Genomic DNA, 20848 nt, shown 5'->3' with positions numbered 1-20848 from the left:
CCATGAGTCCAGAACGAGTCAGATGAGCCTTGTAGCAATTGGTATTAACCACAAAACTGCCACTGTTGACCTGCGTGAAAAAGTAGCCTTTGCCCCGGATAAGATCCATGAAGCCATGAGGAGCCTTGCTCAGCAAACCGCTTCTGGTGAGGCAGTGATCGTGTCAACGTGTAACCGCACTGAGTTGTATTGCAATACTCAGGATGTGTCTCGGGTAGTTTCCTGGCTGGAGCAGTACCATTCTTTAAATCATGAAGAAGTCGCTCCATGCCTATATGAATTTGAGGGCCAAAAGGCGGTACAGCATTTAATGCGCGTCGCTTCTGGTCTGGATTCCTTAGTTCTTGGTGAACCGCAGATCCTGGGGCAAGTTAAGCAGGCGTTCGTTAAAGCGAAAGAGTCCGGGACTGTGGCCATGACCATGGACCGTCTGTTCCAGAACACCTTCTCTGTCGCCAAGAAAGTCCGTACGGAAACCGAAATCGGTACCGCTGCAGTATCTGTAGCTTTTGCTGCGGTGAGCATGGCCAAACATATTTTCTCGTCCTTGGCGACCACTAAGGCCTTGTTGATTGGGGCCGGTGAAACCATTGAACTGGTTGCGCGTCACCTCAAGGAAAATGGCGTTGCCAGTATGGTAGTGGCAAACCGTACCTTGTCGCGCGCTGAAGCCATGTGTGAAGAGTTTGGTGCACAAGCCATCACCTTGGAACAGATACCAGATTTTCTCCCTAAAGCCGATATCGTGATATCCTCTACCGCCAGTCCGTTACCTATACTGGGTAAAGGCATGGTGGAAAAAGCGCTGAAGCAGCGCCGCCATCAACCTATGTTATTGGTTGATATTGCGGTTCCCCGTGATATTGAAGCAGAAGTTGCCGATCTGGATGCAGCTTATCTGTACACGGTTGATGATCTGCAAAGCATAGTGGAACAGAATATGGCCTCTCGACGTGAGGCCGCCGAGCAAGCGGAACTTATCGCCGAGGAGCAGTCACTGCAGTTTATGGAGTGGGTGCGCTCGCTGGGGTCCGTTGACAGCATTCGTGAATACCGTACCCACTGCATGGATATCAAAGACGAGTTGTTGGAAAGAGCGATGAATAAGTTGGGGCAGGGTGCCGACGCCGAAGAGGTGATTCGGGAACTGGCTAACCGCCTGACTAACCGTTTGATCCATGCACCGACACAGGCACTGACAGTGGCCAGTCGTCACGGAGATCTCAATGCACTTGGTCAGTTAAGAACCGCGCTCGGCTTAGACAAAGACTAAGGTTAATAGCTGAATGAAGGAATCCGTTATCCGCAAGCTGGAAGGTTTGCAGGAGCGTTATGAAGAAGTGCAAGCGCTGCTGAGTGAAGCAGACGTTATTAGCGATCAGGACCGGTTTCGTACCCTTTCCAAAGAATATTCGCAGTTGGAAGATGTGGTAAAAGGGTTCCGCAATTTTCAGCAGGCACAGGCTGATCTGCAAACCGCTGAAGAGATGTTGCAGGAAGATGACCCTGAGATGCGGGAAATGGCGCAGGAAGAGCTGAAAGCGGCCAAACTCAAATTGGAGCAGCTGGAAGGCGAATTGCAAATACTGCTGCTGCCTAAAGATCCCAATGACGATACCAACGCTTTCCTCGAAGTGCGTGCGGGCACCGGCGGTGATGAAGCCGCATTGTTTGCTGGCGACTTATTCCGCATGTATAGCCGGTACGCTGAAGCTCAGCGCTGGCAAGTTGAAGTGGTCAGCGCTAACGAAGGCGAACACGGTGGTTTTAAAGAAGTGATCGCCCGCGTTATTGGGGATGGCGTCTATGGTCGACTGAAGTTTGAGTCTGGTGGCCACCGGGTACAGCGTGTCCCTGAGACCGAATCGCAGGGGCGGGTGCATACGTCGGCTTGTACCGTCGCCGTCATGCACGAAGTGCCTGAGGCTCAGGCGGTAGAGATCAATCCTGCCGATATACGTATCGATACTTTCCGTTCATCTGGTGCGGGTGGTCAGCACGTAAACAAAACCGATTCCGCGATTCGTATCACCCATTTACCAACAGGCTTGGTCGTGGAGTGTCAGGACGAACGTTCGCAGCATAAGAATAAAGCGCGTGCGATGAGCGTTTTGGCGGCGCGACTGCAAGCGCGGGAAGATGAAAAGCGTGCGAGTGAAGAGGCATCTACTCGTCGTTCATTAGTCGGCAGCGGTGATCGTTCAGAACGTATTCGGACTTATAATTTCCCTCAGGGACGCGTCAGTGAACATCGAATTAACTTGACGTTGTACCGTCTTAATGAAGTGATGGAGGGCGATCTGGATCCGTTAATTGATCCATTGATCCAGGAGTATCAGGCAGATCAGTTGGCCGCGCTCTCCGAAGAATAAGGATTGAAGCTGTGACCCGAACCACGATTGCGGAAGCCCTGCAATGGGCTTCCTCTATGCTGTCAGCCACATCAGACTCTGCCCATGTGGACGCTGAGGCATTATTGCTACGCTGTCTAGGTAAAAATCGCAGTTTTATCTACGCCTGGCCTGAGCGCCAGCTTACCGAAGAGCAGTATAAACAGCTGCAGCAGATGGTGGCTCGTCGAGCACAAGGCGTACCTGTGGCGCACATTGTTGGCGAGCGGGAATTCTGGTCATTACCTTTCATTGTTAACGAGTCGACACTGATCCCGCGTCCGGATACTGAAATTCTGGTGGAAACGGCGCTGAACCTGCCGATGACAGACGATGCCGCTGTGCTGGATTTGGGGACGGGGACAGGTGCCATCGCATTAGCGTTGGCCCATGAACGCGGACAGTGGCGGATCACCGCAGTAGATAACGTTGGTGCTGCGGTCGAACTGGCAAAAGCCAATCGCGAAAACCTCAATTTACCACAGGTCGAAATCCTCAAAAGTGATTGGTTTGCTGAACTCGCCGGTCGTAAATTTCAGCTGATTGTGTCAAACCCGCCTTATATTGAAGAAAATGATGAGCATCTGGCGTTAGGCGATGTGCGCTTTGAACCGCGCAGTGCGTTGACCGCTGGGCAGCAGGGATTTGCCGCATTATTCCACATTGCAGAATATGCCCGAGACTATCTCGTGCCTGGTGGCTACCTGTTGTTGGAGCATGGTTTTACTCAGGGCAAACGCATGCGCGAGAAGCTTAACGAGCTAGGGTATCATCAAGTAGCCACGGTGCGGGATTTTGGTTCAAACGAGCGCTGCACTTTAGGTTTCTGGCCGGGTTAACGGCACTTCCTCTTGAAAAGTGGCGACATCGCCACCATCTGATCCCCTGTGGACTCCGCAATCAGACAATCGGTTTGGAGGCGGGCGAACCATAGGGTAAACTGACGCCTTCTTTGGGCATCGGCAGTTTACAAATGGATAATTTTTACAGTTTTTACTCGGGAATTAAGTACTTTCACTTGCTGATGATTGGCCTGAGCGTGATGTTTTTAAGCGTCCGTTTTGTGCTGAACCTGGGGCAGTCTGCATGGATGGATAAAAGGCTGTTAAAGGTGGCACCACATGTGATTGATACCTTGTTACTGCTTTCCGGTGTAGTGCTGTGTTTTATGATTAAGCAGTATCCGTTTGTTGATGCCTGGATGACTGAAAAATTGGGCGCAGTAGTGGCGTACATCATACTGGCTATGGCGGCGATGAAAAGCTCACGCGGTAAAATGTTCCGCATCTTTGCTTTTCTTGGCGCGTTGGGATGGCTGGTTTTCGCTGCTAAAGTGGCTTATATCAAACAGGCGGTATTTTTAGGTTAATGCAAAGATTTCCTTCGGATGACAAAGCGCTTTCCTTACCGGAAACCGCTTTTGAATTGTGTCAGTATCTGGGTTTCAGTGAAATCAAGCAGGTGCAATGGGCTTGGTATGAACTCTCGGGTGCCGTATTGAGTCGCTATCTTTTTGATGAAGAGCAGCGTTATGCGGCGCTTTTGAAGTGGTTTTATCAGGATTTAGGCTTTTGTGAAAAAGCAGAATATTTTTCACGGGAGGCCGCAGATCTTGGTCGTTGCCTGCAAAGTCGACAAGGCAACAGCACGACCCTTGCTACCGCATTGATGTTATTGGGGCGGGAGCTGGATCTGAAAACTGAGCTGATTTTGTTACCGGGTACCACAGTCATGTCCTGTCAGCTCGCAGGCGAAATCCACTATGTCGATCCCCTGACTGGCCAGTCATTGAATCGAGAGCAACTGCATGCGCTGGTGCGTGGTGAGCTAGGTAACTGGGCGCCGATGAAAGACAACTATCTGAAGCCTGCTTCTGCTAAACAGGTATTAACGCGGATGTTGCATGAGCTTAAAGCTGGCTGCATCATCGAACGCAAATTTGAATCCGCGATGGAATGCTGCAGTTTACTGCTTGATTGGTATCCAGATGACTTGAATCTGCATCGCGAGCGTGCATTTATTGCTCAGCAACTTGGGGCGATTCAGGTTGCTACTGCTGATCTTCAATACTTTATCGACAACAACCCGCATGATCCCATCGTGGAACTAGTGAAGATGCAATTGCAGGAACTGGGCGAAGAAACTCAGGTATTTCACTGATATCCAAAGGCAACAGAGCCGTTTACAATATGATATCGACACGGAATATGTTCATTACTTAGGGAGAGGCTCTGCCTTATGACGACCGCTCTGGTTACCAACGACGCAACGGCGCTGGGAATTTTGGCCGCCATACTGGGATTTGTGTTTTACACTAACAGCAGTAATCATCCATTCTGGCAAAAGTTTTACCGTTTTGTCCCTGCGTTACTGCTCTGCTATTTTTTGCCGTCTTTGCTGAATACTTTCGGCATTGTCGACGGTCATAGTTCCCAACTCTATTTTGTCGCTTCGCGCTATCTGCTCCCTGCGTGTTTGGTGCTGCTGATACTGAGTGTGGATCTGAAAGCTATTCTCAGCCTCGGTCCAAAAGCGTTGGTTATGTTCCTCACTGGTACACTTGGGATTGTGATTGGTGGCCCGGTAGCGCTGCTGCTGATGTCACTAGTGGATCCATCATTAACCGGCGGTCACGGCCCGGATGCGGTTTGGCGAGGTATGACGACCTTAGCCGGAAGCTGGATCGGTGGTGGTGCCAACCAGGCTGCCATGAAGGAAGTCTATGAGGTCGGCGGCAATATCTTTTCTGTGATGGTGACCGTGGACGTGATCGTCGCCAATATCTGGATGGCGGTGTTACTGTTTTTGGCATCCAACGCGAATACGATTGATGCCAAAACCGGTGCCGATACTCGAGCGATTGATGCCTTACGGCAGAAAGTGGAAAAGTATCATGCCGAAAATGCGCGCATCCCCAGTTTGCGCGATTTGATGCTGATTGTCGCCATCGGCTTTGGGGTAACCGGAATTGCCCATATGTGTGCTGACTGGCTGGCGCCTTTCTTCAGTGAACACTACCCTTGGACTGAAAAATACAGCCTGACCTCTTCGTTTTTCTGGCTGGTGGTCATTGTGACCACCATAGGCTTAGTCTTGTCATTTACACCGGTGCGGCATTTTGAAGCGGCAGGGGCTTCAAAAGTGGGTTCGGCATTTTTGTATGTGTTGGTGGCGACCATTGGCCTGCACATGGATGTGACTAAAATAATGGATACCCCGGAATATTTTTTATTAGGCATTATCTGGATGCTGGTCCATGCCGGGTTGATGCTGTTTGTGGCGAAACTTATTCGCGCTCCACTGTTTTATATGGCGGTAGGCAGTCAGGCCAATGTGGGGGGGGCGGCATCCGCACCAGTAGTAGCCGCTGCGTTCCATCCGGCACTGGCACCGGTAGGTGTGCTTTTGGCGGTATTCGGCTATGCGTTAGGTACTTACATGGCTTGGCTTTGTGGTCAGTTGCTGCAGTTCGTAGCAAACTGAGAACAGAATTTATGAACATTCAAGCGCTGCAACGGCAGCCATTGAGAGAGATGCGGTGATGACCATTAAAAACATCAAACTCGGCAATATTGAGATTGCTAACGACAAGCCTTTTGTATTGTTCGGCGGCATGAACGTGCTGGAATCAAGAGACCTGGCGTTGCAGATTGCAGAAACCTATGCAGAAATCACCCAGAAATTGGGGATTCCCTACGTATTTAAGGCGTCTTTTGACAAGGCAAACCGCTCCTCGATTAACTCCTATCGTGGCCCCGGTATGGAAGAGGGGTTGAAGATCTTTCAGGAGATTAAAGATACCTTTAACTTGCCGTTGATCACCGATGTGCATGAGCCTTATCAGTGTGCACCGGTGGCGGAAGTGGTCGATATTATTCAATTGCCAGCGTTTCTGGCACGGCAGACTGATCTGGTGGTTGCCATGGCCAAGACCGGCGCCATTATCAATGTGAAAAAGCCACAATTCCTGGCCCCTCATGAAATGCGCCACATCATTAAGAAATTCAACGAAGCGGGTAATGACGAAATCATGTTGTGTGAGCGTGGTAGCTGCTTTGGTTACAACAATCTGGTGGTGGACATGTTGGGCATGGATGAGATGAAGCAGACTGGCTACCCCGTTATCTTCGATGCTACACACGCCTTACAGCGGCCTGGTGGCCGTGCTGATTCTGCCGGAGGCCGTCGTGCACAAGCGACAGAACTGGCGCGCAGTGGCATGGCCTTAGGGCTTGCTGGGTTGTTTATTGAGGCACATCCTGATCCAGACAATGCCAAATGTGATGGTCCGTGTGCATTGCCACTGCATTTGCTGGAGGCCTATCTTCGCCAGATGAAGGCGGTTGATGATTTAGTGAAATCTTTCCCGGTGTTAGATACCAGTAAATAACTACCAGCTGCATTAACCTGTGATATGCTCAAATGCCCGGCAGTTGCCGGGCATTTTTGTGCCTTTTTCAAATTCTTGTCCGGATCAAATCATGTGGATTCTGTTTACCCTGATGGCTGCTTTTATGCAGGCATGGCGCAATGCTTTTCAAAGTCGGCTGAGTCGTGATGTCAAAATTGCCGGAGTGACATTGGCGCGGTTCCTATACGCCAGCCCACTGGCAGCACTTTATTTGGGGTTACTGTATCTGTGGCAACCGGCTCCGTGGCCGCAGTTATGGGGTTTGGGTGGTTTGTATATCTTAGGCGCAGCCTTGATGCAGATCCTCGCAACGGCACTAATGGTGAAGCTGTTTAAGCTGAAAAACTTTGCTGTCGGGGCGGGTTTGGCTAAAAGCGAAGCGCTGGTGGCGGCAATTTTAGGGACGCTGCTTTTTGGCACCCACTTAAGTTTGCTTGGTTGGATTGGCGTGCTCATTGGTGCTGCTGCGGTGTTCTTGATGAGCGCAGGCAACGGTTTGCGGAGTCTTTCGTGGTCTACTGTGTTGCTCGGGATTGCTTGTGGCAGCAGTTTTGCACTGACGTCGCTGTGGGTGCGTGAAGCCAGCCTACATTTAAATTTGCCTTTTCCGCATAGAGCGGCTTGGGTGTTATTGCTGGTGATCCTGACCCAAACCTTGTTGTTGCTACTTTGGTTATGGCTGGCGGATCGCGCAACCTTGCGTGCACTATGGCAGCGGCCAAAGCTGACCATTGCCACTAGCGTCAGCAGTTTTATGGGATCGCTGGGCTGGTTCAGTGCGATGTCACTGACGGCGGTACCTTATGTAAAAACGCTTGGTCAGGTGGAAGTGTTTTTTATGATGTTTATCTCTTACTTCTGGCTTAAGGAAAAAGTCAAAGTGAAGGATATTGGCGGCCTGTTACTGATAGCTTTGGCCGCCATTTTGGTGCTGTGGAGCTAATCTATTTGATGGCGACCGGGTCAAGTCCAGCATGACGAATGCTGTTGATAACATAAGGTGTGTCAGAAGAAAGGTAGCTGATTAACGCCGCAGCTTCTCGCGGGTGCCCGCTGATTTAGGTTACACCAGAAGAAAATGTAGTGACCTTTTGGAATTTATCGGGGATCGGGCCAACGAGTTCGACACCTTGGATTGGTAAGATCTCACTAATTTGCTGAAACCCAATTTCCAGTTGTCCATCGGCAACCAAACTGGCGACTCGTTTACTTAATACGCGGGTACTTTTAGGCTCGATCATTTGCCACAGGCCCATTTTAGGCCAGAGTTTGGTAGACAAGTATGTGCCACTAGCACTGGCGGAATAACCAATAGTCTTGGCATCATGCAGTACTTTAATAAAGTTTTCTGGAGTGCTGATATCGGGTATAGCGGTTCCTGCCTTAACACACATGCCAATACGTGAACGAACTAAATCTTTACGGCTATCAGGGGTAACAAAGCCCTTATTTGTAAGTTTATCCAGCGAGCTTCGGGACAGGATTAACACATCAAATTGTTCGCCACGTTTGAGTCGTTCAGGAATTGAGTCCACGGCACCACCGGAAGATGAACCGTAAGATATCTCAATGTCCAGTCCAGTATCTTTTTCTAGTTGCGGCTCCATAGCCGTTAACGTTCCGGCAAATCCTCCGGAGGTGATCACTTTGAGCTTTACAGCAGCTTCAGCAGCATAACTACCAAGACTGAGTATCGCTGCCAACAACACCGGTCCTAAACGATAAAAAATACCTTTCATAGTGTCATCCTTTGTGATTTAAGATGCGGTCCGCCGAAGCGGACCGCGGAGCAGGCACCGTAGTGCCTATTGGGACGTTATTTCTTCAAAGCGTTTGCAGCAGCGTTTTCACCGGCAATTTTGCCAAATACCACAGTGTCGGCGATAGCGTTACCACCTAAGCGGTTGTAGCCATGTACACCACCGGTAACTTCACCAGCAGCATATAGCCCTTTGATTGGCCAGCTTTGCAGATCAAGTACTTCTGCTTTTGTATCAATGGCAACTCCCCCCATGGTGTGATGGATACCTGGGGCTACTTTTACTGCATAATAAGGAGGTTGAGTGACATTCAATGGCATATCTTGACGATGGAACGCCTTATCATCGCCAGTTTTTTGATATTGGTTGTAGTCGCCAATAGTGCTAGCCAACAACTTGCTGTCCATACCGGTTAGCTTTGCCAAACCATCAATAGTATCAGCAGTTTTCAGCATGCCGAGATGGTCATAACCGCGTACCATTTTAGCTTTTTTATACAGTTGATTATCAAATACCAGCCAAGCAAATTTACCTGGTTGTTTAAGAATGGCATCGGAAGCACGGTCGCGAGTAGCTAATTCACTGATGAAGCGCTGTCCTTTAGCATTGACCATGATAGCACCTACTCCACGAACTGTTTCCGAGATCAGTATACGGCTATCTACCCCAATTGTTGGGTGAGCTTGGATCCAGTCAATATCGGTCATACTGGCACCGATTTCTTTGGCCATATTGATGCCATCACCGGTAGCGGTAATGTTGTTGGAACTGGTCATTCCCTTAAAGGTTGGTCGGTAGTAGGCGATCATCTCTTTGTTGTAGCCGTAGCCGCCAGTAGTTAATACCACTGATTTGGCACTTAGCATGTAATAACCGCTATGTTTTCCATGCACAACTACACCAACAATCTGGTGATCGTCGTTGAGTACCAGTTTTTCTGCACAAGAGTTCAGACGAGTTTCTACGCCATATTTGTCTGCGGCTTTACGCAATGCTTGTATAATGGTTGGGCCTGCACTGCGGCCATCTGCTGGACGGTGTGTACGGTCAACACGGGCACCACCAGAGCGTTTAAGGTCATCCATGTTGACGCCCAAAGACTCCAGCCATTTCACCCCCGCTGCAGATTGTTCTGCAAGAATTTCTACCAATTTAGGATCATTGGCATAGCGGCCTCCTTTCATGGTGTCTTCAACAAACCATTCCACTTTATCTTCTACATGGTGGGCTTTCTGTTGCGGAGTCCCAACGGCATTCATACCACCAGCAGCCAACATCGAGTTGCCACCACTAAAAGGTGCTTTTTCCACGAGGATGACCTTGGCGCCCGCTTGTTTAGCGGCAATGGCAGCGTTATAGCCAGCACTCCCCGCACCGATAATGACTACGTCAGTACTTTCTACTGGTCCTTTGGCTATTGCTTGCTGAATTTTTTGTTGATCCCATTTTGCATCCCAGGCTTCTTTTTTCTTGGCATCGTTAAATGGAATCTTTAGGTCAAAAGAGTGGCATTCATTACAATAAACTTTGGACTGCTCATGGCCCTTATGGCAACTTGTACAATTGATATCACCAAGATGTGAATCGTGTGGATCAATCTTCAATTTTGGATTTTTCAGAGCTGCATAATCACCATGACAGCTCTTACATTGTGTATTGATATAGTTTTCACTGTCATCAGCAACTTTTCCAGGAGTTTGATGACAGGTTTTACACCCATCACCTTTGTCTTTGTGAAAGGATGCTAAATCATTTGCATTGGCTTCGGCATTATTGACACCGACCAAGCATGCTAGGATCAACCCACTTAATACTGCAAATTTCATGATGTTCCTTTTTATTGTGTAGATAATCACTGCTATATAGCGTGCCGGTTGTTTGTAGATAAAAATTTGAATTAGATCTTGTTCGTATTTTATTTATTTTTAATTTAAATCCATTTAAAAAATTTTTAACTCATATTTAAATTTTATTTAATAATGTTTTTGAAATTATTAATTCTTATATTTGTCTGCTTAATTGTGATCTGGTTGCAATTCCTTCTATGCATAATTTTTTTATTCTTTGCTGCGATTTTTATAACTTATTATGGGAATGGTTCATAATGAAAAAAACAATGTTAGCTCTTAGCCTTATTGCCGCTGCTGTACCAGTTAGCAGCGCTTTTGCCAGTGATGCTCAATTTTATGGCCGTGCTTGGCTGGGTTTAACTAATTCAGATAATGGAGTGTTGGCCAATCGCAAAGAAAATGGTACACAGCTTGAAAATTTTGCATCATTTTTAGGACTTAAGGGAGATGAAAAATTAAGCGATAACTTAAAGGTTATTTATGTCGCAGAATTTGGTACTGAAGGTTATTACGACACTTCTGAATTATTTACACCAAGAAATACATATATCGGTGTGGCGGGGAATTTAGGTTCTATTGTATTTGGACGCAATGATACAGTATTTAAAAAGACTGAAGGTAAAGTTGATTTATTTAATATTACTTCAGCAGATATGGCAAAATTGATTTCAGGTAATGATCGTCTAGGTGATTCTGTTACTTATTACTCGCCAAAATTATCTGGTATTCAATTTGGGTCAAGCTATCAGTTTGCCGATAACACAAGTAGTAGCTCAGGTAATTATGCGGTCAGTGCGACTATCGGTGATAGTCGTTTGAAAAAAGACAACTACTATGTGGCAGTTGCCTATGCCGATGGTTTAAATCAGTTAGATGCTTATCGTGTCGTTGGTGGGACCAAGCTGGCAGGTATCCATTGGGGAGCGCTGGTTCAGCATGCTAAATCAGATAAATATGAAAATCTTAGTGGTAACAGCTACCTGTTAAGTGCGGCCTTACCTTTCGATCAATATCAGCTGAAATTACAGTATCTCTATGACAAAGCGGGACTAGGTAAAATTACCGGTAACCTAGCAGATAAGAGTAGCGTTACAGATACCAACAGTTATTTGGTTTCATGCGGGCTGGATTATTCTGCCTCTAAAGCAACCACAATTGGGGTTATTGCCAGTTATCTCAATGGAAATGTTACTGACAAGAATGGTTATCAAGACTATGACGATACTCAGTTTACTGTCTATTTGAAGCAGCTTTTTTAAGTTATAAAAGTGTTGTTTTTTAGGGGGTAGATGCATTCGTCGCATTGATCAAGGTTTGTCGGCAGATTTACAGGTAGGATCTGTCGACAAACAAATGTGGAAATGACTCATGAAAGTCACGTTAAAGCAGTTGCTAGTTTTTAAAACTATTTATCAAGAGGGGCAGATATCAAAAGCCGCCAAGCAACTGCATATGTCGGTTCCAGCAGTAAGCATGGCATTAAAAGAGTTGGAAAGCGTACTAGAGAGTCGCTTATTTCAGCGCACAGGAAGTGGTTTACAGCTTAATGGCCAAGGTGAACTGTTGTTGCCATATGCAAATGAAATGCTGACAACGGGAGAGAAAATGGAGCAAGTTTTCTCTGCTTCTGCATCTGGTGTCAGCGGAACATTGACCATTGGCGCCTGTAAGACGGCGGGTAACTACGCGCTTTCAAGGTTGTTGCCGGTATTTCATAAGCGGTTTCCATCTACACAACTGCGTTTAGTGATTAAAGATTCTAATAGTGTTGAACGAATGCTAGTAGAGCGCGAAGTTGATCTTGCGTTTGTTGATGCCAAGCCAAGTTTACCATCAATTGCGAGTGCGTTTTGGCTGAAAGATCGTATCTGTATTGTCTGCGGTGCAGCTAATCCATTGGCTCATAAGGTAATGACTACTGAGTTATTATCCCAGCAGGTTTGGTACCTTGATGAATCTGCCACTGTATCCCGTGTACGAGCAATTCAGCTGTTACACAGTTGCGGTATCGTGCCTTCGCAAAATATTACCATGACAACACTTGGCGCGATAAAAAGAGCGACTGCAACTGGTTATGGTGTCAGCGTATTGCCTTATATGGCTATTGACGCAGAACTTGCGCGAGGTGATTTAGTTGAGTTGTCACTCGACGGATGGGACTTTGAACGAAATTATTGGATGATTTGTCGGGCAGATGGACAGGTATCTCCGGTAAGCTGCAATTTTAAGGCGTTTGCTGTCGATAATTCAGATAATCTTCGCCAGTTATGTTAAAAATCACAACTGATTATCAGCTATTCGGCATTCTTAGCGTGATCCTTGGTGTTATCTTTTACACTTCAGGGATCAAGCGTCGATTTTTCATTACGTTATACAAAGTTATGCCAGTGATGGTGGCGTGCTATTTTCTGCCGTCACTCCTTAACACCTTCCATTTGATCCAGATAGAGAATTCTCAGTTGATCTATTTGGTGCGCGATTATTTAATGCCCTCCTGTCTTTGTCTCTTACTCTTAGGATTGGATATTCGCGCCGTTATTAGTAGCGGTGGTAAGTTATTTCTTTTGTTTCTGATTGGCAGTCTCGGGGTGTTTATTGGTGGGCCACTGGCATTGCTATTTGTCACTCATTTTTCCCCGTCAATGTTACTGGATCATGGCAGCAATAGTCTTTGGCGAGGCATGGCAACGTTGGCTGGAAACTGGGTGGGCGGTACCGCTAATCAAATGGCTATCAAACAGTTATTTAACGTAGGCGACAATATTTTTGGCGTTTTTGTTACCGTAAACGTCTTGTTGTCCGGGATTTGGATGTCGTTACTATTGTTTCTGGCACCTCACGAACCTCAAATTAATCGTTGGTTGGGCAGTCGTTCCCCAGCAATATTAACAAATACTGTCGCTCCGGCAGAACGTTTGCCCGACTTACGTCACCTGATGCTATTGATATGTCTGCCTTTGGTTCTAAGTGGTTTGGCTCACGCATGCTCTGGCTGGCTGGCAACATGGTGTTCCACTCTTTGGCCTGGGGCTTCTCAATATCAGCTACATTTGCCGTTTTTATGGAGAATTGTGTTAATCACCACTGGCAGCGTGATGTTGTCACTTAGCCCTGCGAGAAAACTTGCGATGTATGGCGCTGATAAAATAGGTACCGTATGTTTGTATTTTATGTTGGCAATTATGGGGTTAAAGATGAATATTGCCATGTTGCTATCATTGCCGTGGTATTTTGTGATAGGCGCTGTTTGGTTATTTATTCACATAATACTGATGTTGTTCGCAACTTGGCGTTTGCGCCTACCTTTCAGTTACATGGCTATCGCTAGCCAGTGTAATCTCGGTGGTGCAGCATCTGCACCTGTGGTGGCAAGTGCCTACAATAAAGCTTTGGTACCCTTGGCGGTTTTGATTGCAGTGTTTGGTTATGCTTGGGCGAATTTTGTTGCTTGGGCATGTGGACAATGGTTACAACGCATCAGCTAAGTGAGATAGCTGTTTAATCTTTTGGGTCAGCAACTGGTTCATTGGCGCCTCAATTCCATGCTGTTGGGCCAATTGCACGAGGTAGCCATTAATGGCATCAATCTCTGTCGGGCGACCATGTTGCAGATCTTGCTGCATGGAGGAATAGTTCTTGGCGGTGAGTTCGATAACCTTGTTCACTCGCAGCAGCAACTTGTCACAATGAAGTGATATCCCTTCCAAGTGAGCAATACTAACCAGCTCATTAATAACCATTTTGATGGTTTGTTGGTAGCGCTCCGCTGCTAGTGTGCCGTTTGGCACGTTATCAATCGCCGTTAGTGGGTTAATGGCAGCATTAACGGCCAGTTTTTCCCACAGCGCCTGCAAAATATCATCACACCACTCACTGTCAGGAATGGCTTTCAACAATAAAAGTTTTAATGGGGCTGACATCATGGGCCCGGCAATTGGGCCGAATTGTGTTAATCCTTTCCCGGTATGACGTATTTGTTGCGGGGTTTGCCTGAGTGCGCCTTGGCTGGTGGTACCGAGCGAAAGACCTCTACCATTGAGCAGCGGAATGATTTTACTGTGGGAGCCCAGCCCGTTGTGCAACAGCAGCACATGACAACTTAATGGCAGCTTAGGAAGTAATTCCGGCAATACCGTTGGAACTTGATAAGCTTTGAGCGTCACTATCAGTAGCTCAATTTCGCTGAATGCCTGGTTATCAGCGGTGGTGGACAGCCACTGAAAGGTATGCGCGCGGCGTTGCTGATCTGACTCAATATGATACGTGTCCTGTCCACGGCACGGTGTATGCTCCGGCCGCACTAGCAATAACGGAAACTCTCCGCAATCTGCCAATTGATGCGCGAGTAACTGACCGATTGCGCCAGCGCCTAAAATCGCTATTCTCATGCCTTGTTGCTCGATTGTCGCCTCTTACGCAAACCGCGCCAGCTTCCAAGTAGCAGATAGAATAGAGCGACCCCTGCCATATCGGCCATAAAATCTTTTACGTCGCAACTGCGGTAAGGCAGAAAGTATTGCACTGCTTCAATAATGAATCCGTAACACGCGAGTTCCAGTACAATCCAGTACCAGCGCGGACGGTAGGCCAGATAAGCTAGCCACGCCAGCAGGAAGAAGCTACCAACATGACCAACTTTGTCGATATTCGGGATATTCTGCGGATAACTGGGCTTGGAAAAAACCAGATAATTGATCAACAGTACTGCGGCCAGTAATGCTACCCGGAAAACTAGCTGTTTCTTAATCACATTCACTTCGGCGTCAGGGAAAATCTGCTCTCCATAATATGCAAAAGTACCTTAGGCTGTCATCCGTAAACACACTTCAGTTCAGCTGATCTTCAACATGCAGTAAACTCACAGACAGAATTAAGCCATGGTAAAGAAAAATTATGCCTTCATTTGATATTGTTTCTGAAGTAAATGCCGTTGAACTGCGTAATGCAACCGATAATAGCCGCCGTGAGCTGGATTCACGCTTTGATTTCCGTGGCGTGGAATACGATGTGGAGCTGAAGGATTTTGTCATAACGCTCTCATCAGAATCTGATTTTCAGTGTAAGCAAATGGTCGATATCCTGCGGACTCAGCTAAGTAAACGCAATGTGGATCCGAAGGCGATGGAGGTCGATGAAAAAATTATCCACACCGGAAAAACCTTTGCGTTGAAAGTACGCTTTAAGCAGGGCGTTGAGACTGAAACGGCCAAAAAGCTGGTGAAGCTCATCAAGGACAGCAAGCTAAAGGTCCAAGCCCAAATTCAGGGCGATTCCGTGCGGGTAACGGGCAAGAAGCGTGATGATTTACAAGCGGTAATGGCGCTAGCCCGAAATGCGGAGCTAGGACAGCCGTTCCAGTTCAACAACTTTCGTGATTAATCTTTATGGCTGTTCAGAGGCTTTGTCGTCTGCTGTAACTGTCTCCGCTAGCGCTGGTGGTTTGCGATCCACAAGTTTGATGAGCAGCAATACTGGTAAGCCAATAATGCTGGCACTGACAAAGAAATTTACATAGCCAAAGGCGTTAACCCATTCACCGGAGAATCCGGCGATGAATTTGGGAAATAACAGCATGATCGACGAAAGCAGCGCATATTGTGTCGCGCTGTAACCGGCCCCCGTTAGCCCTGATAAATAAGCGATAAATGCCGCTGTCGCAATACCACCACTGAAGTTGTCGGCAGAGATGGCCACCGTCAACAGCGGCACGTTATAGCCAACATAGGCTTGGAGGGCGAACAGCAGGTTAGTCGTAGCGACCAGAAACGCGCCAATGTAGAGGATTTTCATGGTGCCATAGCGGGCGACCAATAAGCCGCCAACACCGGAGCCTATCAGCGTCATAATCAGCCCGTAGACCTTGCTGAGGGTGGCAATCTCCTCTTTGGAAAATCCCATATCGACATAGAACACGTTAGCCATAATGCCCATCACTATGTCTGAGATGCGATAACAGGAAATCAGTAGCAATATGACAATGGCATGCGTGCCATAGCGACGGAAAAAATCAATGAATGGCAAGGCCACTGCGGCATAGAGCCAGGCAAGTAGCCCGGCAACCGGGCGTGAATGTTGTTGACGTAGGTGTTGCTTCATCCGAATTTCTTCACCACAGGCATCGCGTACATCTACGCAAGGTTCACTGGCAAAGAAGCTGGTGATGAGCCCGATTAACATCAACCCTGCCATCGCTAAGTAGGCCGTTTGCCAGCTATTAAGATCATAACCTTCAGGATTAGGTGAGATCCAGGCGGCAATGGTCAGTGCGCCAGCGGTCGCAATAATCATGGCACTGCGATAACCGACCTGATATGCCGCGGCTAGCGCGGCTTGCATACCTTCCGGGGCCGATTCAATGCGAAAGGCATCGATGACAATATCCTGAGTGGCGGAGGAAAATGCCACCAGTGCTGCAAATAGTGCTAAGTGCGTAAGGTCGCTACGAGGATCGCTGGCGGCCATGCCAAGAATGGCCATTATCAAGAGTGACTGCGAAAAGATCATCCAACCACGGCGGCGCCCGAAATAGTGACTGAGAAAGGGGAGCGGCATGCGATCAACTAACGGCGACCAAGCCCATTTAAACGCATACATCAGAGCAATCCAGCTGAAATAGCCAATTTCTGCGCGATCAACTCCTGCTTCTCGTAACCAGAATGACAGCGTGGAAAACACTAACATTAGTGGCAGTCCGGATGAAAAGCCAAGTAATAGCAATACCAATACCCGCCGATGCAGATAGATGCCAAAGGTATTTTTTAACGTAGATAGATGGCTTTTAGACATGACACGACAGCTGGAGAGGAAAGTCCCTAGCTTAAAAGTCTGGCGAAGTGACTGCAAGCAACAAGCGGCTTAATTACGCCGCTTGTATAGAAAAATGCGAAGCACTTGTTGGCTCAGGCCGCAGGACGAACACCTTGGCATCCTTGTGGATATAGGCCTTCGCCATCAAGAAAATCACAACATTGCTGCAGTTGTTTACGCAAATACTGATTGCCTCGTAACGCCCATTCAGGCCATTTATCGAAACTATAGAGCAGAAACCAAAAGACTTTTTCAATATCAGATTGCGCTTCGCCTTGTAGACGAAGCGTAAACCATTCTTCGAGGGTATCCCACAGATATAGTCGGAGTTCTGATAGTGGAAGTTGTTGTTGATAAAAGGCTTTTCCATAATTGGCCAATTGTGGTGCCTTTAACCGGATGAAGTCATCCGTTGTCATCAATCCTTCTCCTGAAGATTATTTTTGTTCTTAGTATAGTCACTGCTCCGAGCAGTGTAGCCCCAGATCAATTTGCTGGGAGCAATGTCGCCTTTTTCAGAATAATGGGCGTTAACGGCACATCTTCCCATTGCAATGCAGTATTCGGTCCAGTAGGTGCCTGTGCCATTTTTTGCAGCACCTCAAGCCCTTCGCTAACTTTACCAAAAACTGCATATCCCCAGTGTTTCGAGGAAGGGTCGAGCTTAGTATTGTCCGCCACATTGAAGTAAAACTGCCGCGTAGCCGTATGTGGATCTTTCTCCCGAGCCATGCCGATAGTACCTAACGTGTTGGATAGGCCATTACCCGACTCATTAACAATTGGCTTATCTTCCCGCAATGTCTTGAGCTGTGGATCATAACCTCCACCTTGAACAACAAAGTCTTTGATAATTCGGTGGAATACAGTGTTGTTATAATCGCCTCTTACCACATAAGTCAGAAAATTATCCACCGTGATAGGGGCCCGGCTACGGTCAAGATCTACCACAATTTTGCCCATTGTGGTGTCCAACTCCACGCGAGGAAACAGATTGTCTTTTTGAATGTCGAGCGCCAGTGCTAACTGACTGCACAGCAACAACGGCAAAACAATAATCCAACGGGTCATGGTGGTTTCCTTTTTAATGTTACTTCGCTTGTTTCAGAAACTGATTCAGCTCGGGATCGTTAATAATTTCCCCGGATAATTGGGTCAAAAGCTTATTAATATCCAGTTCCAACGTTGCAAAATCCGCACTGAAGGGGCCTTTTAATCGGCTGGTAGCGGAATAGCGTTTACTAAACGTGTGGCTGCTATTGCTGGCCTGCACACTAATAGCCAAATTGGTGATGGCCTCAAACCCCAACATGGAGTTCTCAACATCTGTCTGCAACTGCTCTAGACGCATATCTAATGTAGTGCCGCTGGCGGGGTCTATCTGATAACCGGCACTGGCAAAGCCTTTGCGGAAGAGTTGTTCAGTTACGCTACGCATATCTTGAAAAGTCCCCACCAACCGTTGCGGCTTGGTATCGACATAACGCACGACGTAATTTACGGTTCGCAGATCACTCGCTGTCAGCGCTAGTGGTGTTAGCTGGCTGGTTTGTACCTGCACTTGCGGCTGTTCCGGTCCCAGTGCAATTTTGTCAGGAGAGTGACTGGCACAACCCATCAGCAACGTGCTGACAGCCAGAAAGGTGACAATAATTTTCATTTTAACGGGTCATCCATTAAGACACAGGCGAACAGCATAACAGATTTCAGACATTGCTGAAGCACGGATGAACTGCTGGATTGATTGTGCTCTTTTCATGCTGGCGGTCCCGCGTTAGAGTGGCAGGGGCGTATAGTCAGTAACAGAGGTGGTACTGATGTGGACTGAAGAATCTTCCCCGGTTAAAAACCCTGCGAGCGGGGTTTTTACTCGTGAAGCACCGCCGACGCTCGTCGTGGGTGGTATGCCGGTATATGGGCATTTCGATGGTATGGTGCACTCGTTGGGGTTAAGAAATTTTCGCCTGACGGACGAAATGGATCGTCCCTTGTCTGGCTTGCAACAACGTATGCAATTCCGGCAACAGGAGTTTGTGTCGATTCATAGTCGTCGCTACATGTTGGGACTAGGCTTGATGGCTTCGGGCTTTGCTAACAGCGGCTTTTGTTATTTATACGATTTAGTGTCCGGCAAGCTGTACCACCAGCAATGGCAATGGCCTTTATCATTATCTGAAAATTTGGCCCACTCTCCCTGGCAGGGAACTAGCAGTGCCAAGGGCATCAAGATTAAACGAGAAAATGGCCTCTGGCATTTGACGTTGGCGTTATCAGTGCAGGGAGTAGAGATTTCTGCACAACTGTCTCTGGAACCTAGTGCGCTGAGTCTGCCAATGACTTTGTGTTGCCCCAATGGGTATAACGGCTGGGGTTATGCGCAGCAACACAGCGGTTTGAAACTCAAAGGCGCACTGTCTATTAATCACGAACCTCAGCCGTTGTCACGGGCTATGGGGGGCTACGGTTTTTGGGCGGGCTATGCGTCTGGACAAAACCGCTGGCGTTGGGCGTGCATTAATGGTGAACCTAATGGGGTTCCGATAGCATTAAATCTTGCCTGTGGCATTAATGACACCGGGTCCTGTCAGAATGTGTTGTGGCAGGACGGCGCACGTCATCTACTGACCCCCGTTCACTTTAATGTGGATCATCGCCCGGCTAGAGAAGGTCGCTGGCGGATCTGGTCTGAACGGGAAGAACTGGACCTATGGTTTACGCCTACTAACCATGTTCAGCATCGCCAAAAAGGGTTACGTACTCGCGTATTACGTCGTCATTATATGGGGGTGTTTGATGGCTGGGTTCGTGATGGTTCTGGGCAACAACAGCCAATCAAACAACAACTAGGTATCGCGGAAGACTTTTTTGCGCGCTGGTAATAATGCCGACCTCGTGAGCTTGACCACACACTTAGTTAAGCTGATTTTTTTGTGCCAAATTGGACATTATGGAGTATCCAATGAAGCTATTTATTTTTGACCACTGTCCGTATTGTGTCAGAGCCATGATGGTGACTGGACTTAAGCAGCTGGACGTTGAATGGGTTTATTTGCAAAACCAGGATGTGCAGGCACGGTTGGATAAAGTGGGAGCCAATCTGGTGCCAATTCTGCAAAAGCCTGATGGTAGTTATATGGCTGAGAGTCTTGATATTGTAGCTTTCCTCGATAAGCTTGAAGGTGCCCCTGTTTTACTGCCAGCAACACAACAGGAAGTGATTCAAAATTATCTTAAGGAATCATCCTATAGCACCAGCCGATTGCTGTTCCCACGAAATGTGAGGTTAGGATTACCGGAGTTTTCTAGTGCAGAAGCTATCGACTGGTTTACTCAAAATAAAACCGCGTTAATTGGTATGAGTTTCGAAGACGCGTTTGCTAATACTCAGACCTACTTACAAGGCTTGTATCAGTGCTGGTCGATGCTTGACGATGTTATCTTGCCGTCGGCCAGAGACAATCAGCTGAGTTATGACGACATTATTCTGTTTCCCGGACTACGCAATTTAACCATGGTGAAAGGGATAACCTTTAGCCCGCGTATGGTTAAGTATCTTGAGGAAGTGACCTCACTGACTAAGGTGCAGTGCTATACCAACATTGCCGTCTGACCGCCGCATTAAAAAAAGAG

The 20848-nt window shown here is 47.5% G+C and carries 22 protein-coding genes; 14 read left to right on the top strand and 8 right to left on the bottom strand.

From position 1 onward, the window contains the following. Positions 1-22: 22 nt before the first annotated feature. The 8 genes from hemA (at position 23) to PY479_RS05995 (ending at position 7744) form a co-directional block, all read left to right on the top strand. Positions 23-1273 (top strand): glutamyl-tRNA reductase, encoded by a 1251-nt coding sequence (gene hemA / locus PY479_RS06030; RefSeq protein ID WP_212594079.1) that lies wholly within the window; start codon positions 23-25, stop codon positions 1271-1273. A gap of 13 nt (positions 1274-1286) precedes the next feature. After that, complete coding sequence (gene prfA / locus PY479_RS06025; protein ID WP_275483193.1) at positions 1287-2372, top strand: peptide chain release factor 1; 1086 nt, start codon at positions 1287-1289, stop codon at positions 2370-2372. 2 nt (positions 2373-2374) lie between these two features. Next, positions 2375-3229 (top strand): peptide chain release factor N(5)-glutamine methyltransferase, encoded by an 855-nt coding sequence (prmC, locus tag PY479_RS06020; RefSeq protein ID WP_212596647.1) that lies wholly within the window; start codon positions 2375-2377, stop codon positions 3227-3229. Between the two features lie 134 nt (positions 3230-3363). Then, positions 3364-3759, top strand: a complete 396-nt coding sequence (locus tag PY479_RS06015; protein WP_212594077.1) for a SirB2 family protein — start codon at positions 3364-3366, stop codon at positions 3757-3759. Beyond that, complete coding sequence (locus tag PY479_RS06010) at positions 3759-4550, top strand: tetratricopeptide repeat protein (protein ID WP_275483192.1); 792 nt, start codon at positions 3759-3761, stop codon at positions 4548-4550. Before PY479_RS06015 ends, PY479_RS06010 begins: the two co-directional genes overlap by 1 nt. A 78-nt stretch (positions 4551-4628) precedes the next feature. Next, a complete protein-coding gene (locus tag PY479_RS06005; RefSeq protein WP_212594075.1) occupies positions 4629-5873 on the top strand; it encodes a DUF819 family protein in 1245 nt (414 codons plus the stop codon). Between the two features lie 58 nt (positions 5874-5931). After that, positions 5932-6780, top strand: coding sequence for a 3-deoxy-8-phosphooctulonate synthase (gene kdsA, locus PY479_RS06000; RefSeq protein WP_212596646.1), 849 nt, complete (start codon positions 5932-5934; stop codon positions 6778-6780). Positions 6781-6871: 91 nt separating this feature from the next. Next, complete coding sequence (locus PY479_RS05995) at positions 6872-7744, top strand: EamA family transporter (RefSeq protein WP_275483191.1); 873 nt, start codon at positions 6872-6874, stop codon at positions 7742-7744. A 115-nt stretch (positions 7745-7859) separates the two neighbouring features. Here the strand turns inward: PY479_RS05995 and PY479_RS05990 are convergent, their stop codons facing one another. Together PY479_RS05990 and PY479_RS05985 are read right to left on the bottom strand one after the other, a co-directional pair. Then, entirely contained in the window at positions 7860-8540 is a 681-nt protein-coding gene (locus PY479_RS05990; protein ID WP_275483190.1) for a substrate-binding domain-containing protein, read from the bottom strand. Between the two features lie 77 nt (positions 8541-8617). Then, a complete protein-coding gene (locus PY479_RS05985) occupies positions 8618-10387 on the bottom strand; it encodes a flavocytochrome c (protein ID WP_275483189.1) in 1770 nt (589 codons plus the stop codon). A gap of 278 nt (positions 10388-10665) precedes the next feature. On the opposite strand from PY479_RS05985, the gene PY479_RS05980 reads away from it, so the two are divergent. From PY479_RS05980 to PY479_RS05970, 3 genes are all read left to right on the top strand, one after another. Continuing rightward, on the top strand, positions 10666-11670 hold the full coding sequence (locus PY479_RS05980; protein ID WP_212594071.1) for a porin: 1005 nt from the start codon (positions 10666-10668) through the stop codon (positions 11668-11670). Between the two features lie 109 nt (positions 11671-11779). Further along, positions 11780-12685, top strand: coding sequence for a LysR family transcriptional regulator (locus PY479_RS05975; RefSeq protein WP_212594070.1), 906 nt, complete (start codon positions 11780-11782; stop codon positions 12683-12685). Beyond that, positions 12679-13896, top strand: coding sequence for a DUF819 family protein (locus tag PY479_RS05970; protein WP_212594069.1), 1218 nt, complete (start codon positions 12679-12681; stop codon positions 13894-13896). Before PY479_RS05975 ends, PY479_RS05970 begins: the two co-directional genes overlap by 7 nt. Here PY479_RS05970 and PY479_RS05965 read toward each other — a convergent pair. Further along, positions 13879-14799, bottom strand: coding sequence for a 2-dehydropantoate 2-reductase (locus PY479_RS05965; RefSeq protein ID WP_212594068.1), 921 nt, complete (start codon positions 14797-14799; stop codon positions 13879-13881). The genes PY479_RS05970 and PY479_RS05965 overlap by 18 nt on opposite strands. Continuing rightward, on the bottom strand, positions 14796-15161 hold the full coding sequence (locus tag PY479_RS05960) for a VanZ family protein (protein WP_275483188.1): 366 nt from the start codon (positions 15159-15161) through the stop codon (positions 14796-14798). The genes PY479_RS05965 and PY479_RS05960 overlap by 4 nt, the downstream gene beginning before the upstream one ends. 143 nt (positions 15162-15304) lie before the next feature. On the opposite strand from PY479_RS05960, the gene PY479_RS05955 reads away from it, so the two are divergent. Continuing rightward, complete coding sequence (locus PY479_RS05955; RefSeq protein WP_275483187.1) at positions 15305-15790, top strand: YajQ family cyclic di-GMP-binding protein; 486 nt, start codon at positions 15305-15307, stop codon at positions 15788-15790. Between the two features lie 3 nt (positions 15791-15793). Here PY479_RS05955 and PY479_RS05950 read toward each other — a convergent pair whose 3' ends face one another. The 4 genes from PY479_RS05950 to PY479_RS05935 all read right to left on the bottom strand — a co-directional run bounded on the left by PY479_RS05950 (position 15794) and on the right by PY479_RS05935 (position 18878). Then, entirely contained in the window at positions 15794-17197 is a 1404-nt protein-coding gene (locus PY479_RS05950) for an MFS transporter (RefSeq protein ID WP_212594065.1), read from the bottom strand. A gap of 113 nt (positions 17198-17310) precedes the next feature. Next, complete coding sequence (locus PY479_RS05945; RefSeq protein WP_212594064.1) at positions 17311-17637, bottom strand: hypothetical protein; 327 nt, start codon at positions 17635-17637, stop codon at positions 17311-17313. 67 nt (positions 17638-17704) lie between these two features. Beyond that, complete coding sequence (locus PY479_RS05940; RefSeq protein WP_275483186.1) at positions 17705-18289, bottom strand: peptidylprolyl isomerase; 585 nt, start codon at positions 18287-18289, stop codon at positions 17705-17707. 19 nt (positions 18290-18308) lie between these two features. After that, a complete protein-coding gene (locus tag PY479_RS05935) occupies positions 18309-18878 on the bottom strand; it encodes a YajG family lipoprotein (RefSeq protein WP_212594062.1) in 570 nt (189 codons plus the stop codon). A gap of 157 nt (positions 18879-19035) precedes the next feature. Between PY479_RS05935 and PY479_RS05930 the strand changes: the two genes are divergently transcribed. Together PY479_RS05930 and grxB are read left to right on the top strand one after the other, a co-directional pair. Then, a complete protein-coding gene (locus PY479_RS05930) occupies positions 19036-20097 on the top strand; it encodes a DUF2804 family protein (RefSeq protein ID WP_275483185.1) in 1062 nt (353 codons plus the stop codon). Positions 20098-20177: 80 nt separating this feature from the next. Continuing rightward, positions 20178-20828, top strand: coding sequence for a glutaredoxin 2 (gene grxB / locus PY479_RS05925; RefSeq protein ID WP_275483184.1), 651 nt, complete (start codon positions 20178-20180; stop codon positions 20826-20828). Positions 20829-20848: the final 20 nt, after the last annotated feature.

Origin of the sequence: Shewanella sp. A32 (assembly GCF_029167175.1) — a bacterium.
Taxonomy (GTDB): Bacteria; Pseudomonadota; Gammaproteobacteria; order Enterobacterales; family Shewanellaceae; genus Shewanella; species Shewanella yunxiaonensis.
Note: the sequence above shows the minus strand (reverse complement) of the source record. Positions and strands in the feature narration are given on the sequence as shown.